We start from the raw sequence: 16,561 nt of genomic DNA, 5'->3' as shown, positions 1-16,561 counted from the left end.
ATGGGAAACTTTTTACGGAGGAAGAGATGGACTCGAACGAAAAAGAGCTAACGTTAACCCCAATTGCTGGTAAAAGCGGAAAAGCCTTTATGGGGACTTATCCAGATGGGGGGAAAGTATTTGTCAAAATGAATACGACTCCAATATTAGCAGGGTTAGCTAAAGAACAAATTGCTCCACAACTCTTATGGAGCCGACGCTTACCTGATGGAAATGTGATGAGCGCACAAGAATGGTTAAATGGAGAAATTTTAACTCCAAATGGGATGGGGAAAAAGCAAGTGGTTCATATCCTGACTCGTTTGCACCGTTCACGCCCCTTGATGACGCAATTGAGAAAGTTGGGCTACACAGCTGAGTCGCCATTGGATTTATTGAATTCTTTGAGCAGTCAGTTGCCAATTGCTTTGCGTCAAAACAATTATTTGCAATCTGTATTAAAGAGTTTACGACAGACTGTTCCAGCTTTTCGAGAAGATTATGCAACCATTGTTCACGGAGATGTCCGTCACAGTAACTGGATTGAAACGGATAGTGGATTTATCTACTTGGTAGATTGGGATTCTGTCCGCTTAACAGATCGGATGATGGATGTGGCTCATGTTTTAAGTCACTACATTCCAGATTCCCAGTGGCAGGATTGGTTGGTCTATTACGGCTATAAGTACAATGAAACTGTATTTAGTAAATTGTACTGGTTTGGTCAATACTCTTTCCTTTGTCAGATTGTAAAATACTATGAAAACAATGATTTAGAGAATGTGAACCGGGAAATTTATGCCTTGCGTAATTTCCGGTCAAAATATGGGAAGGAAGCATGAGAGTTAGAAACCGTAAAGGTGCAACCGAATTATTAGAAGCCAATCCGCAATATGTCATTTTGAAGCCAGAAGAAGCCAAAGGGAAGTGGCATGAGATTTTTGGAAATGACCATCCTATTCATATTGAAGTGGGGAGCGGTAAAGGTGCCTTTATCACTGGAATGGCCAAACAAAATCCAGACATTAACTATATCGGGATTGATATTCAAAAATCAGTATTAAGCTACGCTTTGGACAAGGTGTTAGAAGCTGACGTTCCCAATATCAAGTTGCTTTGGGTGGACGGAGATAGCTTGACCAATTACTTTGAAGACGGTGAGATTAATCAATTGTATCTCAATTTTTCAGATCCTTGGCCGAAGAAACGTCATGAAAAACGTCGTTTAACCTACAAGAGTTTCTTAGATACCTTCAAACAGATTTTGCCAGAGCATGGGGAGATTCATTTCAAGACGGACAATCGAGGACTCTTTGAATACAGTTTGGTGAGTTTTTCTCAGTATGGAATGACCTTGAAGGGTGTCTGGCTAGATCTTCATGCTAGTGATTTTGAGGGAAATGTCATGACCGAATATGAAAAGAAATTCTCAAGTAAGGGTCAGGTCATTTATCGGGTTGAAGCACAATTTTAAAGTCTAGTTAAGGATTGACGTCTCCTGAAAAGGAGGCGTTTTTCTTTTGGATGGTAGCTATATGAATGAGGAAGGCGAAATTCTTGCATTTCGACGGAACTTGTGCTAAAATATTTAAAACGAATAGAAAAGGAGAGGCGAAGACATATCTTCGCCTCTTGTCTGTGAGGAGGTGTTGTCCTATCGCAACAATTGTTGAATTAGTAACAGAAATTCTTCAACCAGCCATCCAAGCTCCATTTGAATTGGTGGATGTGGAATATGGAAAGATGGGAGGAGATTATGTTCTAAGTATCTTTGTTGATAAGCCAGGTGGTATTACCCTGAATGATACAGCCGATTTAACAGAAGTGATTAGTCCTCTGTTGGATCAGATTCAACCAGATCCATTCCCAGAACAGTACTTCCTAGAAGTGACGAGTCCTGGTTTGGAGCGTCCCTTAAAAACCAAAGATGCAGTGGAAAAATCTCTGGGTCAATATATCCATGTCAGCTTGTACAAGGCAGTTGACAAACAAAAGGTCATTGAAGGAACACTCGTTAAGTTCGAAGATGATCAATTGACCATGGAATACATGGACAAAACCAGAAAGAAAACCATTGAAATCCCCTATAGTCTTGTATCAAAAGCAAGACTAGCTGTCAAATTATAGCAGAAAAGAAAGGAAGGCTCTTAGTAGCCTAAGAGCAAGAAAAGAATGAGTAAAGAAATGCTAGATGCTTTTCGCATCTTGGAAGAAGACAAAGGAATCAAAAAAGAAGATATCATTGAAGCTGTCACAGAATCATTGCGTTCGGCTTATCGGAGACGGTATGGTCAAGCAGAGAGTGCTGCTATCGAATTTAATGAAAAGACTGGTGACTTCCGAGTTTATACCGTTCGTGAAGTAGTGGATGAAGTATTTGATAGCCGCTTAGAAATTAGCTTGAAAGATGCTCTTGCGATTAGCTCTGCCTATGAATTGGGAGACAAAATCAAATTTGAAGAAGCACCTGCTGAGTTTGGTCGTGTCGCAGCCCAATCTGCCAAACAAACCATCATGGAAAAAATGCGCAAGCAAACTCGTGCGATTACCTACAACACTTATAAAGAACATGAAAATGAAATTATGAGTGGAACGGTTGAGCGTTTTGATAATCGCTTTATCTATGTAAATTTAGGGTCTATCGAAGCTCAATTGTCTAAACAAGACCAAATCCCGGGTGAAGTCTTCCAATCTCATGATCGCATCGAAGTCTTTGTCTACAAAGTAGAAGACAATCCTCGTGGGGTCAACGTTTTCGTAAGTCGTAGCCATCCAGAAATGATCAAACGTTTGATGGAACAAGAAATTCCTGAAGTCTATGATGGAACAGTTGAAATCATGAGCGTGGCGCGTGAAGCTGGAGACCGCACTAAGGTTGCTGTACGTAGCCATAATCCAAACGTGGATGCGATTGGAACCATCGTTGGTCGTGGTGGATCGAATATCAAAAAGATTACTAGCAAGTTCCACCCAGCTCGTTATGATCAGAAATTGGATCGTATGGTCCCAACAGAAGAAAATATTGATGTCATTGAGTGGGTTCCAGATCCAGCAGAATTTATCTACAATGCCATTGCGCCTGCTGAGGTCGATCAAGTCATCTTTGATGAAGAAGACAGCAAGCATGCCCTTGTGGTAGTACCAGATAGCAAGCTATCTCTTGCGATCGGTCGTCGTGGTCAAAACGTGCGCTTGGCAGCTCACTTAACTGGCTACCGGATTGATATCAAATCAGCTAGTGAGTACGAAGAAATGGAAGCAAGTCAAGAACCTGCTTTTGAAGAAGTAGAAAGTGATTTGAATTCTGTAGACGAATAGGGAGGGAATCATGGTAAAGACAAGAAAAATCCCTTTACGCAAGTCTGTCGTTTCAAATGAGGTCATCGATAAACGAGATCTCTTGCGAATCGTAAAAAATAAAGAAGGTCAAGTTTTTATCGATCCAACTGGGAAAGCAAATGGTCGTGGTGCTTATATCAAACTCGATAACGAGGAAGCACTTCAAGCCAAGAAGAAGAAAGTCTTCAATCGCAGCTTTAGCATGGAAGTGGATGAAGCTTTCTACGACGAATTGATTGCTTATGTGGATCACAAGGTGAAAAGAAGAGAGTTAGGCCTTGAATAAGCAAAAAGTCAGTAATTTATTGGGATTGGCTCAGCGAGCAGGGAAAATCATCTCTGGAGAAGAGTTGGTCATCAAGTCTGTTCAAGAAGGAAAGGCTCGTTTGGTCGTTCTAGCAGATGATGCAGCTCCCAATCTTACCAAAAAAATCACAGATAAATGCCACTATTATGGCATTCCGGTATTAACCGTGTTTTCAACACTAGAATTAAGTACTGCCATTGGTCGCTCACGAAAGGTAGTGGCCGTGACAGATGCTGGATTTTCAAAGAAAATGAGGTCTCTTATGGAATAGAAGAGGAGGACAGCAATTGTCTAAGAAAAGATTGTATGAGATTGCCAAAGAACTAGGCAAGGAAAGTAAAGAAGTCGTCACACGGGCGAAAGAATTAGGGTTGGAGGTAAAGAGTCACGCTTCTAGTATCGAAGGTGAAGCGGTTGAGCGTTTGGTCAATAGTTTTACATCAAAGGCGCCCCAAACTCCTAAAGTGACGGAAGAAAAACAAGTAAAAGCTGCACCGGTTGCAAAAGAACCTGTTGCAAACCAACCAGAAAAGACAACGGAAACAGTGGCAGCACCTGTTGTGAAGCCAAAGAGTCGTAATTTCAAAGCGGAACGTGAAGCCCGTGCAAAAGAGCAGGCGGAACGTCGTCAACAACAAGGAAATCGACCTAAGAAACAACAAAACGACCGTCGGGATGGGGATCGTTTCCAAAATCGTAATGAGCGAAAAAATCAGGGAAATGACCGCCGGAACCAAGGGAATGATCGTCGCCGTGACCAAGCTGGCAACGGTCAAGGACGTCCAAATCCTGTAAATGGCGCTCCGAAGATTGATTTTAAAGCCCGTGCGGCAGCATTAAAGGCAGAGCAAAATGCGGAATATGCACGTGGTAGCGAAGAACGCTACAAGCAAAACCAGGCAGCCAAGGTAGAGCAAGAACGTCAACAACGTCGTAAGCGTGAAGAGGCAGTTGCGACTGAAGTTGTCGCTCCACAGCCAAAAGTAGAACCAGCGAAGGCAACTCAAGTAGCGGCTCCAAGTCCTGCAGCAGTTGATACACGTCGGAAAAAGCAAGCTAGACCAGACAAAAAACGTGAAGATTTTGATCGCGAAGAAGATGGTCCAAGAAAACAACAAAAGAATCGAAGTAGTCAAAACCAAGTGAGAAATCAAAGAAATAGTAACTGGAACAACAACAAAAAGAATAAAAAAGGAAAGAATAACCGCAATGAAGCTCCAAAACCAGTAACAGAGCGTAAATTCCATGAGTTGCCAAGTGAACTTGAGTACACAGATGGAATGACGGTTGCGGAAATCGCAAAACGGATTAAGCGTGAGCCTGCGGAAATCGTTAAGAAACTCTTCATGATGGGAGTGATGGCGACACAAAACCAATCCTTGGATGGCGATACCATTGAACTTCTGTTAGTGGATTATGGAATTGAAGCCAAGAAAAAGGTTGAAGTGGACAATGCGGATATCGAACGCTTCTTCGTCGAAGATGGCTATTTGAATCCAGATGAATTGGTAGAGCGTCCACCAGTTGTCACCATCATGGGACACGTTGACCACGGGAAGACAACCCTTTTGGATACCCTTCGTAATTCACGTGTAGCAACAGGTGAAGCGGGAGGAATCACCCAGCATATCGGTGCCTACCAAATCGTGGAAAATGGCAAAAAAATTACCTTCTTGGATACACCTGGACACGCGGCCTTCACCTCTATGCGGGCGCGTGGTGCATCTGTTACGGATATTACCATCTTGGTCGTAGCGGCAGATGACGGGGTGATGCCTCAGACTATCGAAGCTATTAACCACTCAAAAGCGGCTAATGTCCCAATCATTGTGGCTATTAACAAGATCGATAAACCGGGTGCCAACCCAGAACGTGTCATCGGTGAATTGGCAGAGCATGGGGTTATGTCAACTGCCTGGGGTGGGGATTCTGAGTTTGTAGAAATCTCTGCCAAGTTCAACCAAAATATCGATGAACTTTTGGAAACGGTCCTTCTTGTAGCTGAAATCCAAGAACTCAAGGCAGATCCAACAGTTCGTGCCATCGGTACTGTTATCGAAGCTCGTTTGGATAAAGGTAAAGGTGCGGTCGCAACCCTTCTGGTTCAACAAGGTACTTTGAATGTCCAAGACCCAATCGTTGTTGGTAATACTTTCGGACGTGTCCGTGCCATGACCAATGACCTTGGCCGTCGTGTGAAAGTAGCTGGACCATCTACTCCAGTTTCTATCACTGGTTTGAACGAAGCGCCAATGGCGGGTGACCACTTTGCGGTTTATGAAGATGAAAAATCTGCGCGTGCAGCCGGTGAAGAACGTGCCAAACGTGCGCTGATGAAACAACGTCAAGCAACCAACCGTGTCAGCCTTGAAAATCTCTTTGATACTTTGAAGGCTGGAGAAGTGAAATCCGTTAATGTCATCATCAAGGCCGATGTACAAGGTTCGGTTGAAGCCCTTGCTGCTTCCCTTCAAAAGATTGAAGTGGAAGGTGTGAAAGTGACCATCGTTCACTCAGCAGTTGGTGCCATCAACGAATCAGACGTTACCCTCGCAGAAGCTTCAAATGCCTTCATCATTGGATTTAACGTCCGCCCTACGCCTCAAGCGCGTCAGCAAGCAGAAGCTGACGAGGTAGAAATCCGTCTTCACTCAATCATCTACAAAGTGATTGAAGAAATGGAAGATGCTATGAAGGGAATGTTGGATCCTGAGTTCGAAGAGAAAGTCATCGGGGAAGCAGTCATTCGTGAAACCTTTAAAGTCTCTAAAGTGGGTACTATCGGTGGATTTATGGTCCTCAGTGGTAAGGTCACTCGTGATTCCAAAGTTCGTGTCATTCGTGACGGTGTCGTGATCTATGACGGTGCTCTTGCAAGCTTGAAACATTATAAAGATGATGTCAAAGAAGTGACCAACGGTCGTGAGGGTGGTCTCATGATTGAAGGCTACAATGATATCAAGACTGATGATACCATCGAAGCTTACATCATGGAAGAAATTAAAAAATAAACTGTTAACTAGGAAGTAAGAGAGGTAATCTCCCATTTCCTAGTTTTTAAAGACAGAGCAGAAAGGAGTTCCTATGGCAAGTCATTTTCGGACAGACCGAGTCGGTATGGAAATCAAGCGGGAAGTCAACGAAATTTTGCAAAAGAAAGTTCGTGATCCGCGTGTCCAAGGCGTCACTATTACGGATGTTCAAATGCTAGGCGATTTGTCGATGGCTAAGGTTTACTATTCGATTATGAGTGACCTGGCTTCAGATAATCAAAAGGCTCAGACAGGGCTGGAAAAAGCAACAGGAACCATCAAGCGCGAATTAGGTCGGAATTTAAAATTGTACAAAATTCCAGATTTAACCTTTGTCAAAGATGAATCCATTGAATATGGAAACAAGATTGACCAAATGTTACGCGATCTTGATAAAAAATAATGAACAAAACGATAGATTCTGTAGAGTCTATCGTTTTTTTATGGCAAAATTCAGAAGAAATTTCAAAAAAAACTTGTGCCGAAGGGGTGGATGTTTTAAAATAGAGTGAGTAAACTTTTATCGAATGATGATGGAGGAAAAGGAATGTCCATTGATTGGCAGAACATTTTATTTAACTTCTTAGGTGGTTTGGGACTATTTTTATATAGTATCAAAACTATGGGTGATGGCTTGCAACAGGCTGCAGGGGATCGCCTTCGTTACTATATCGACAAATATACCAGTAATCCATTTCTAGGGGTGCTCGTAGGGATTGTCGTGACTGCCCTTATCCAGTCTAGTACCGGGGTAACTGTTATTACGGTTGGATTAGTAAGTGCCGGTCTATTAACGCTACGCCAAGCAATTGGGATCATCATGGGGGCCAATATCGGGACGACGGTCACTTCCTTCATCATTGGTTTCAAGTTGGGAACATATGCCTTGCCCATTATGTTTGTCGGTACAGTCTGTCTCTTCTTTACCAAGAATCGGATAGCTAACAATATTGGTCGGATCTTGTTTGGGGTTGGGGGAATCTTTTACGCCTTGAACCTCATCAGCGCAGGGATGAGTCCTTTGAAAGACTTGCCAGAGTTCAGCCAATATATGGTAACCCTTGGGAAGAATCCAATCCTCGGAGTGCTAGCTGGAGCCATTATCACAGTCTTGATCCAGGCTTCTTCTGCAACGATTGGGATTCTGCAAGGTCTCTACTCCGGTGGATTTTTAGATCTTAAGGGAGCATTGCCAATTTTATTTGGGGATAACATTGGGACTACCCTCACCGTTATCATTGCTGCCATGGGAGCCAATGTTTCTGCCAAACGGGTTGCAGCGACCCACGTCTTATTTAATGTCATCGGGACCATTCTGTGTATCATCTTGTTGGGACCATTTACAAGTATGGTTGAGTTCTTCCAAGCTCAGTTGCATCTCTCACCTGAGATGACGATTGCCTTTTCACATGGTGCTTTTAATGTGACCAACACCATCGTTCAATTCCCATTCATCGGAGCATTGGCTTACTTTGTGACGAAATTGATTCCTGGTGAGGATGAAGTGGTCAAATACGAGCCACTTTACTTGGATGAAAATCTGATTACCCAAGCTCCTTCGATTGCCTTGGGAAATGCCAAAAAAGAACTCTTGCACTTAGGAGCTTATGCTGAAAAGATTTTTGATTTATCTTATCGCTATATTTTGAATCAAGAAGAAAAGCTAGCTGAAAAAGGTCATAAAACAGAAGAAGCGATTAATACCATCGATGATCAGTTGACCAAGTACTTGATCCGCTTGTCCAGTGAAGCTTTGAGTCCAAAAGAAAGCGAATCCTTGACCAATATTTTGGATTCTTCTCGAGATTTGGAGCGGATTGGAGACCACGCAGAAGCCTTGATCAACTTGACGGACTACCTCATTCGGAAGAAAGTTGTCTTTTCTGACAATGCTTTGGCTGAATTAGAAGATATCTACCAACAAACGGCGACGTTTGTTAAAGATGCACTTCGAAGTGTAGAAGAGGATAACCAAGAGTTGGCCGCAGAGTTGGAACAGCGCCATCAGGCGATTGAAAAACTTGAAAAGAAATTGCGGAAGACCCATATTTCTCGTCTGAACAAGGGCGAGTGTACACCTCAAGCAGGTGTGAACTTTATTGATATCATCTCTCACTATACCCGTGTCGCAGACCATGCCATGAACTTAGCTGAGAAGGTACAATTGGAGCAGATCTAAAAAAACGAAAAATCCAGTTCTTTAGGACTGGATTTTAGAATGTAGACAAATTTTTTTCATAAAATAGCTAGAAAATTTTTTCAAAAAAATAATTTGTATTTTTAATTAATTAAACAAATTTATTACTTTCCGCTGTGAGAAAAGTGGCTGAAGCGCTAAAGTTTCAGCCACTCGGGAGTTTTGAAACTTTAGGTTCAAAACTAAGTCATGGAACTTCCTGGATTGCTGAAATCATCCACTGGATAATTTCACCTAACGTCCGTACTCACCTAAGGAAAGTTTTAAAGAAGACTTTATATTCAATCTGAAATCCAGCTCAAAAAAACTGGATTTTTTATCGTATTTATAGAAAATATTAATATATTTAAATAAAATAGGTCTATACCATTTACAAATACAGTACAAAGGATTATAATGTGTATGAATATATCGGTAGAAAAAGAAAGGAAATCACCATGACAACTTATATACAAGCAGATCAATTCTTTTATCCCCATGGCATTCGTAAGGGAGGATATCTAGAAATTGTCGATGGCAAATTTGGGAAACATGTAGATCAGCTACCAGAGGGAGCTACTGTTTTGGACTATACAGGCTATAGTATTGCTCCTGGTTTGGTCGATACGCACATCCATGGATTTGGTGGAGTTGACGTTATGGACAACAACATCGAGGGAACCCTTCATACTATGAGTGAGGGGCTCTTGAGCACAGGGGTCACTAGCTTTTTGCCAACAACCTTGACCTCTTCTTATGAGCAATTATTAGCAGTCACTGAAAACATTGGAGCACGATACCAAGAAGCGTCTGGTGCTAAGATTCGTGGTATTTACTTTGAAGGACCTTACTTTACAGAGAAGTACAAAGGGGCACAAAATCCAGCCTATATGAAAGATCCTCGGATGGATGAATTCCGTGCATGGCAAAAAGCAGCCAACGGCTTGCTCAATAAAATTGCCCTTGCTCCTGAGCGAGATGGTGTAGAAGACTTTGTCCGCACAGTAACAGGAGAAGGGGTAACGGTTGCGCTTGGTCACTCCAATGCAACCTTTGACGAAGCTAAAAAAGCAGTGGATGCTGGGGCTAGTGTCTGGGTGCATGCCTATAACGGAATGCGCGGTTTGACGCACCGTGAGTTGGGAATGGTTGGGGCTATGTACCAACTTCCTCATACTTATGCAGAGTTAATCTGTGATGGCCATCACGTTGATCCAAAAGCCTGCGACATCCTTCTCAAACAAAAAGGAGTGGAAAATATTGCCTTGATCACCGACTGTATGACAGCTGGTGGATTGGAAGATGGCGACTACATGTTGGGTGAATTCCCTGTTGTCGTAGAAAATGGAACAGCCCGTTTGAAATCGACAGGGAATCTGGCTGGTTCGATCTTGAAGCTTAAAGATGGATTGAAGAATGTTGTTGAGTGGGGCATTGCCAATCCTCATGAAGCGGTCATGATGGCAAGTCTCAACCCTGCTAAATCTGTCCATATTGATGATGTCTGTGGCCAAATCCGTGAAGGGTATGACGCTGACTTTATTGTATTGGATAAAGATTTAGAGTTGGTAGCAACCTTCTTAGACGGTCAAAAACGATTTGAAGCCTAATGGTGAAAAAGAGGTTCAACTACGAATCGCTTGCTTTCGCCAAACTAAAAATTGAATGTATCCCATAAGCTGAGATGAAAGTCTCAGCTTATTTGAATAGGATTCCTTGATCTAACCATTTGTCTCTTTGCTCCGATACATGGTATAATGAAAGTAATTGAATCGCGAGGTAGTTTTATGAATAAGATAAACGTACGTTTTTTATTGATGGGCTTGTTTTTCTTTATCTACGGTATGTTGCGCCGTAGTCCCGTCATCCTAGTGGCAGGTAGTGCCTTTTTACTCTATGCTTTCTTTAGCAAATCGATGGTGCAGCCGAAGGAAAATATCTTTAAGCCAAAGTTGCGCTTGAATGCGAAGACTTCTAAGTCAGGTGAAAAAACAAAGGAAAGTGACGGGAAATAAGATGAAGAGCTACAAACTGAATGACGGACGCCACATTCCTGTACTTGGTTTTGGTACTTGGAAGGCGAAAGATGGCGAGGAAGCTTATCAAGCAGTAAAAGCAGCCTTAGAAGTGGGCTATCGCCATATTGATACAGCAGCCATCTATCAAAATGAAGAAAGCGTCGGAAAGGCTATCAAAGATAGTGGTATTCCAAGAGAAGAGCTTTTTGTAACGACCAAGTTGTGGAATAATCGTCACACCTATGAGGATGCTGTCAATGGCCTAAAAGAATCTTTGCACAAATTGGGACTAGATTATATCGATTTGTACCTCATCCACTGGCCAAATCCTGTGACTCACAGAGAAAATGAGGCCTGGAAAGAACGGAATCGTGAGGTTTGGAGAGCCATGGAAGATATGCAGGCAGAAGGAAAAATCCGTTCTATTGGCGTAAGTAACTTCCTGCCCCATCACCTGGATGCTTTGTTAGAGAGTGCCAACGTTCTTCCGGCGGTCAATCAGATTCGCTTGGCCCCTGGAGTCTATCAAGAGGAAGTAGTCCGTTATTGCCGTGATAAAGGAATTTTATTGGAAGCTTGGGGGCCATTTGGCCAAGGAGAGTTGTCTCAAAATGAGACAGTCCTTACATTGGCTAAACAGTATGACGTGACACCAGCCCAGCTTCTGTTGGCCTGGAGTCTAGCAGAAGGATTTTTACCTCTGCCCAAGTCAGTGACTCCTGAACGCATTGCAAGTAACCTACAATGCTCTGCGATTGCATTATCCCCAGAAGATTGTGACCTTCTTCGGAAGATCCCAGTAGAGGCAGGAGCACCGAATCCAGATACCAAAGACTTTTAGGATTGTTTGTTTTTAATAGACAGTGAGAATTTGCTCTCACTGTCTTTTTTGTGTAACGAGACGAAAAACGAATGATTTGTTTTAAATATCTAAATATTTGGACATCGAAACCATTAAAAAGCAAACAAAAAACAACTAATTAAAGATATTGTACGGAAATATTACAATTTGATAACAAAGTTAATGTTGAGTGAATTTTCTGAAAAATTAGGAGTATAATAAGAATAATTTAGTATATAGGGGGAATTTTATGAGTAAACAGCGTTTCTCATTGAGAAAATATAAGTTTGGTGTTGCATCGGTGCTATTAGGATCTGTTCTTGTCTTTGGAGCAGGGAATGTAAGTGCTGATGAAGCGAAACAGCCAGAGACTGCAGTCGTTGCATCTGCAGAAGCAAATCAAGCATCGCCAAGTGAGTCTGCGTCTCCTGTAACGAATCAGGCAAGTGAGCAGACTACAGGCTCAGTAGTTGAAAATGGTAAAGTTGTTGACGAGCCAGTCTCCTCAGACAAAGGGGCAACAACTCCATCTGTCGAATCAGATAGCCAAGTCCTTGCGCAGGAAGCAAAAACAGAGGCTCAAGCTACTGAAAAGCAAGCGGAAGTCGTAACTAAAACCGAAGAAAAAACTGTAGAAAAAACTGCAGAAAAAACATCCGAAGGACAGGAAAAAACAGAAGCAAAACCTTCTTCAACAGAGGAGAAGAGTGAGGCTAAACCTGTAACGGAAGTACGTACTGAAAAGAAAGCTGAAGATAAACCATTAAGTATCAGCAGCAATACGATTATTAATGTGCCCCAAACTTGGGAAAAAGGCTACAAGGGTGAAGGGACTGTTGTTGCGGTCATTGACTCTGGTTTAGATGTCTACCATGAAGTATTGCGGATCTCAGATCCTACAAAAGGGAAGTTCAAAAATCAAACAGAATTAGAAGCTGCAAAAAAAGCAGCGGGAATTGACTACGGAAAATGGTACAACGATAAGGTTGTCTTTGCCTATGATTATATGGACGGAGATGACAATATCAAAGAAAAAGACCATGATTCACACGGTATGCACGTAACAGGTATTGCGACTGGGAACCCTGACAAAAAAGCTGGGGATGGCAACTACGTATATGGAGTTGCTCCAGAAGCCCAAGTGATGTTTATGCGGGTTTTCTCTGATCGTAGTGGATCGACCAGCGATGTTGTCTATGTAAAAGCGATTGATGACGCAGTGGCATTGGGAGCCGATGTCATTAACATGAGTTTAGGGTCTGGGACAGGATCTACAGTGAATGCTAGTCCTGCTGTCAGAGAAGCGATCCAACGAGCACGCGCCAAAGGGGTTAGTGTCGTCATCGCTGCGGGTAATAGCAATACCTATGGATACGGTTATAACAACCCAAGTGCTGAAAACCCTGATTATGGTGTCGTGGGTAGTCCTTCAACCGTAGAAGAGTCTATTTCTGTTGCCTCAGTAAATGATTCATTCGTAACGGAAGAAGTCTTTACAGTGCGTGGTTTGGAAGACAATGCCGACTTGGATAAAGGGAAGTTTACCTATACAGCGGCTGAAACAGATGCCAATTTCGAAAATGGGAAAGAATATGACTATGTGGATGCTGGTTTGGGGCGTGAGAGTGATTTAGAAAGTCTCGATTTGACTGGTAAAGTCGCCCTCATCAAACGTGGTGAAATCACCTTCTCAGATAAGGTCGCTAATGTCTATAAAAAAGGAGCGATTGGAGCCCTTATTTACAATAGTGTCGAAGGCGCGAATGTCAAAATGGGCCTCGAAGGCGATGCGAGAAAGATTCCTGCGGTATTTATTTCTAAGCGGTATGGAGAAGCGATCAAAGACAAAGACTACAAGATAGTCTTTGATGGCAGTCTGGATAACCGTCCAAACCCTGACGCTGGGAAGATGTCTGAATTCTCTAGTTGGGGAGTCTCAACGGATGGACAATTAAAACCGGATGTCACAGCACCTGGTGGATCGATCTTCTCTTCACTAAATGATAATAGCTATGGCAGTATCAGCGGAACCAGTATGGCCTCTCCTCATGTGGCTGGGGTATCAGCTTTGGTGAAGGAATACCTTCAAGCTCATCATCCAGAACTTTCACCAGAGGAGCTATCTGCAACGGTTAAGGCCTTGATCATGTCGACTGCAAAACCGCACTTCAACAAAGAAACGGGGGCCTACACTTCGGTACGTCAACAAGGGGCAGGGATTGTAGATACTGCTGCAGCTGTCTCGACAGATTTATATGTAACGAATGAAGATGCTTACCCAAGCGTAACCCTTGGTAATGTAGAAGATCGATTCAGTTTTGATGTGACCGTTCATAATATTTCTGATACTGACAGAGAGTTGAAGATGATTGTGAATACCACTACCGACGATGTAAAAGACGATCACTTTACCTTGAAGCCACGGAAATTAACAGAGACAGTATGGCCAAATGTCACCGTAAAAGCCCATAGCAGTCAGACAGTGACGGTGACTGTCGATGCATCTAAGTTTGCAGAAGAATTGACTAAATTGATGCCGAACGGTTACTTCCTAGAAGGATTTGTTCGCTTTGTGGATCCAGCAGATGATGGCGATGTGGTTAGCATCCCATTTATGGGCTTCCGTGGTTCTTTCCAAGATATCCCTGCGGTTGAAAAACCAATCTACAACTTGGTAAGAGAAGGGAAATCAGGATTCTACTATGATGTCCCAGAAACCAAACACGTGCCATCGAATGCAAACGTCACCTCTTTAGTTTCAAACGTGAATGATGTGCTCTATACGACTGCTAAGAAGGAAACAGCAGAACGAAGCCCAATCGTTCTTGGAACAGTGGAAACACCAGAAGGTTTGAACGTCCTCCATTTGGATGCTGATGGCAATGTCCGTCTGGCTATTTCTCCAGATGGAGATGGGAACAAAGATTACGTGCAATATCGTGCAGTCGTCTTGCGAAACCTAAAAAATATGAAAGCAGCTGTCTACAAGGCAGATGATCAAGCATTTGCTAATCCAATTTGGTCAAGTACAGGATCTTTCTCTGCTCGTAAGAATTATTTTGACGGACGTGGGAAACGATCTTATCTAGTCGACAATACGGCTTGGGAAGGAACGGATGCCAAGGGTGAAAAGGTAGCGGATGGTCACTATGTCTATGAAGTTCGCTATACGCCAGCCGTTCCAGGAGCAGAAGAGCAAGTTGTTCGATTTAATATCCAAATCGATACCCAAAAACCAGTCTTGACTTCAGGTTATACGACCAAGAAGGATGGGGTAGAAACCTTCTATGCTCGTAAAACAAAAGATATTGGCAACGGTGGAATCTTACGAGAGCAAGTCTTCTATGTCAAGGCCTTTGATGAAGAAGGGACCCTCGTTAAAGAGGGGAAAGACGCCCTAGGGAAGACTAGTCGCTTTGAAAACCGTGTCTATTTAACGGCAAATGAAGATGGTGGCTATACTCTTCCAGAAGGAATCAGTAAATACTTACTTTACTATGTGGTAGAAGACTACGCTGGAAACCGCGACTTTGCTTCTCTTGCTGATTTTGCTGGTACTGAAGATAGTGGCCGGATTAAGGTGTCAGTCCTAGATGCCGATACACATAAAGAATTAGATACCGATTTTGTCTACCGTATCAAGGATGATCAAGGACAGTATGTCAACTTAGACAAAGGGAAAGAAATCAATTTCCTTAAGTTTGGTAGCTACGTGGCAGAACTCTTTGCCTATGACAAATCAGATCTGAAACTCGTCAGCGAACGAACTCAGAAATTTGAAATCACTGCAGAGGACAGCTTTAAGACCATCGAATTCTTGGCCAAAGAGATTGTCACTGCACCTTTGAGCCTGGTCTTTGATCAAGCAGTACCAAGAACAACACCAGTTGTCTTGAAAAATCAAGCTGGTGAAACCTTTGTTCTTCCAGTTCAACGCTATGGCAAGAACGCTTTTGGAAAAGATGTCCCAGTTGGAACCTACACGATTTCAGTCAGTCTACCAACAGGTTATGAGTTGTTTGAGGATGCACCGACTGTGACCGTTCTAGCAGACCAAAACAATCTCGCAAAACTTTCTGTAGTCATTAAGACCCAATTGTTGCAATTGTTGGCTCAACAAGCTAATTTGACCAGCACTCCACAGTACTTTAATGCAACGAGTGAAAAACGTTTAGCCTATGATGCAGCTTATCAAGAAGCTCAGAAAGCTCTTGCAGCTAAGTTATCACAAGCAGAAGTTAACCAAATCTTCTCAAATCTTGGATTGGTTACGAGTCAATTAGACGGAAAAGAGTCTGATTTTACAGCGCTAAAATCAGCCATTGCTGCCTATGATGTAGCCTCAAAAACAGGTCGTTATGCCAACGCTAAGGATTCCGCTCGACGTGCCTTTGACCAAAGCTTTAAGGCATTGGCTCTCTTGCTCGTCCGTGAAGGTGTGACACAAGAGCAAATCAACCAAGCACTTGCAAATTATCAAGCAGCTGATCAACAGCTAAATGGTAAAACAACTGATTTTTCAAGTCTTAAGAAATTGATTGCGGCAGAACTCCAGTTCCAAGCTAAGAACGCTAAATTTATCTATGCAGCAGATAAGGTGAAGGTAAACTACCTACAAGCCTTTATCCGCGCTCAAGCTGTACTGGCTAATCCTGGTGCCAGTCAACAGGAAGTCAAGGCGGTATTAGCTGAGGTTAAAGCTGCTAAGAAAAAATTAAATGGGAAAAAACCAAAGGTTGTAAAACGCCCATAACAGTCACCTTTCTTTGAAAGGATTTGCGACAAGTCTGAAACACCTGTTTCGGACTTGTTTTTGGTTTACACTAGAGTAGAAATCTGCTATAATACTAGTCAAGAAAGAAAGGCTTA

At 42.6% G+C, this 16,561-nt stretch carries 13 protein-coding genes; all 13 read left to right on the top strand.

Features of this window, described 5'->3' with window-relative positions:
- Positions 1-26 precede the first annotated feature (26 nt).
- The 13 genes from ccrZ to HMPREF9421_RS09805 all read left to right on the top strand — a co-directional run bounded on the left by ccrZ (position 27) and on the right by HMPREF9421_RS09805 (position 16,445).
- On the top strand, positions 27-821 hold the full coding sequence (ccrZ, locus tag HMPREF9421_RS09865) for a cell cycle regulator CcrZ (RefSeq protein ID WP_040803298.1): 795 nt from the start codon (positions 27-29) through the stop codon (positions 819-821).
- Positions 818-1,453, top strand: coding sequence for a tRNA (guanosine(46)-N7)-methyltransferase TrmB (trmB, locus tag HMPREF9421_RS09860; RefSeq protein WP_006596882.1), 636 nt, complete (start codon positions 818-820; stop codon positions 1,451-1,453). Before ccrZ ends, trmB begins: the two co-directional genes overlap by 4 nt.
- 164 nt (positions 1,454-1,617) lie before the next feature.
- Positions 1,618-2,106, top strand: a complete 489-nt coding sequence (gene rimP / locus HMPREF9421_RS09855; RefSeq protein WP_325167126.1) for a ribosome maturation factor RimP — start codon at positions 1,618-1,620, stop codon at positions 2,104-2,106.
- A 45-nt stretch (positions 2,107-2,151) separates the two neighbouring features.
- Positions 2,152-3,297, top strand: a complete 1,146-nt coding sequence (nusA, locus tag HMPREF9421_RS09850) for a transcription termination factor NusA (RefSeq protein WP_006596880.1) — start codon at positions 2,152-2,154, stop codon at positions 3,295-3,297.
- Between the two features lie 10 nt (positions 3,298-3,307).
- Positions 3,308-3,604, top strand: coding sequence for an RNase P modulator RnpM (gene rnpM, locus HMPREF9421_RS09845; RefSeq protein ID WP_006596879.1), 297 nt, complete (start codon positions 3,308-3,310; stop codon positions 3,602-3,604).
- Complete coding sequence (locus HMPREF9421_RS09840) at positions 3,597-3,896, top strand: YlxQ-related RNA-binding protein (protein ID WP_006596878.1); 300 nt, start codon at positions 3,597-3,599, stop codon at positions 3,894-3,896. The genes rnpM and HMPREF9421_RS09840 overlap by 8 nt, the downstream gene beginning before the upstream one ends.
- A gap of 16 nt (positions 3,897-3,912) precedes the next feature.
- On the top strand, positions 3,913-6,636 hold the full coding sequence (infB, locus tag HMPREF9421_RS09835; RefSeq protein WP_006596877.1) for a translation initiation factor IF-2: 2,724 nt from the start codon (positions 3,913-3,915) through the stop codon (positions 6,634-6,636).
- A gap of 73 nt (positions 6,637-6,709) precedes the next feature.
- A complete protein-coding gene (gene rbfA, locus HMPREF9421_RS09830) occupies positions 6,710-7,060 on the top strand; it encodes a 30S ribosome-binding factor RbfA (protein ID WP_006596876.1) in 351 nt (116 codons plus the stop codon).
- Between the two features lie 144 nt (positions 7,061-7,204).
- A complete protein-coding gene (locus HMPREF9421_RS09825) occupies positions 7,205-8,836 on the top strand; it encodes a Na/Pi cotransporter family protein (protein WP_006597416.1) in 1,632 nt (543 codons plus the stop codon).
- Positions 8,837-9,291: 455 nt separating this feature from the next.
- Positions 9,292-10,443, top strand: a complete 1,152-nt coding sequence (gene nagA, locus HMPREF9421_RS09820; protein ID WP_006597080.1) for an N-acetylglucosamine-6-phosphate deacetylase — start codon at positions 9,292-9,294, stop codon at positions 10,441-10,443.
- A 177-nt stretch (positions 10,444-10,620) separates the two neighbouring features.
- On the top strand, positions 10,621-10,848 hold the full coding sequence (locus HMPREF9421_RS09815) for a hypothetical protein (protein ID WP_006597076.1): 228 nt from the start codon (positions 10,621-10,623) through the stop codon (positions 10,846-10,848).
- A 1-nt stretch (position 10,849) separates the two neighbouring features.
- Positions 10,850-11,692 carry an aldo/keto reductase gene (locus HMPREF9421_RS09810; RefSeq protein WP_006596872.1) on the top strand — a complete coding sequence of 281 codons (843 nt, stop codon included), beginning with the start codon at positions 10,850-10,852 and terminating at the stop codon, positions 11,690-11,692.
- A 250-nt stretch (positions 11,693-11,942) separates the two neighbouring features.
- On the top strand, positions 11,943-16,445 hold the full coding sequence (locus tag HMPREF9421_RS09805) for a S8 family serine peptidase (RefSeq protein ID WP_006596871.1): 4,503 nt from the start codon (positions 11,943-11,945) through the stop codon (positions 16,443-16,445).
- The last annotated feature ends 116 nt before the right edge of the window (positions 16,446-16,561 follow it).

The sequence above is a fragment of the Streptococcus australis ATCC 700641 genome (assembly GCF_000186465.1).
GTDB classification, from domain to species: Bacteria; Bacillota; Bacilli; order Lactobacillales; family Streptococcaceae; genus Streptococcus; species Streptococcus australis.
Note: the sequence above shows the minus strand (reverse complement) of the source record. Positions and strands in the feature narration are given on the sequence as shown.

Bases quoted from the DNA above. Each gene is read 5' to 3' on its own strand.
- nagA (WP_006597080.1), top strand. From the start codon at position 9,292: ATGACAACTTATATACAAGCAGATCAATTCTTTTATCCCCATGGCATT.
- HMPREF9421_RS09825 (WP_006597416.1), top strand. From the start codon at position 7,205: ATGTCCATTGATTGGCAGAACATTTTATTTAACTTCTTAGGTGGTTTG.
- ccrZ (WP_040803298.1), top strand. From the start codon at position 27: ATGGACTCGAACGAAAAAGAGCTAACGTTAACCCCAATTGCTGGTAAA.
- rnpM (WP_006596879.1), top strand. From the start codon at position 3,308: ATGGTAAAGACAAGAAAAATCCCTTTACGCAAGTCTGTCGTTTCAAAT.
- rbfA (WP_006596876.1), top strand. From the start codon at position 6,710: ATGGCAAGTCATTTTCGGACAGACCGAGTCGGTATGGAAATCAAGCGG.
- HMPREF9421_RS09815 (WP_006597076.1), top strand. From the start codon at position 10,621: ATGAATAAGATAAACGTACGTTTTTTATTGATGGGCTTGTTTTTCTTT.
- trmB (WP_006596882.1), top strand. From the start codon at position 818: ATGAGAGTTAGAAACCGTAAAGGTGCAACCGAATTATTAGAAGCCAAT.
- nusA (WP_006596880.1), top strand. From the start codon at position 2,152: ATGAGTAAAGAAATGCTAGATGCTTTTCGCATCTTGGAAGAAGACAAA.
- HMPREF9421_RS09810 (WP_006596872.1), top strand. From the start codon at position 10,850: ATGAAGAGCTACAAACTGAATGACGGACGCCACATTCCTGTACTTGGT.
- HMPREF9421_RS09805 (WP_006596871.1), top strand. From the start codon at position 11,943: ATGAGTAAACAGCGTTTCTCATTGAGAAAATATAAGTTTGGTGTTGCA.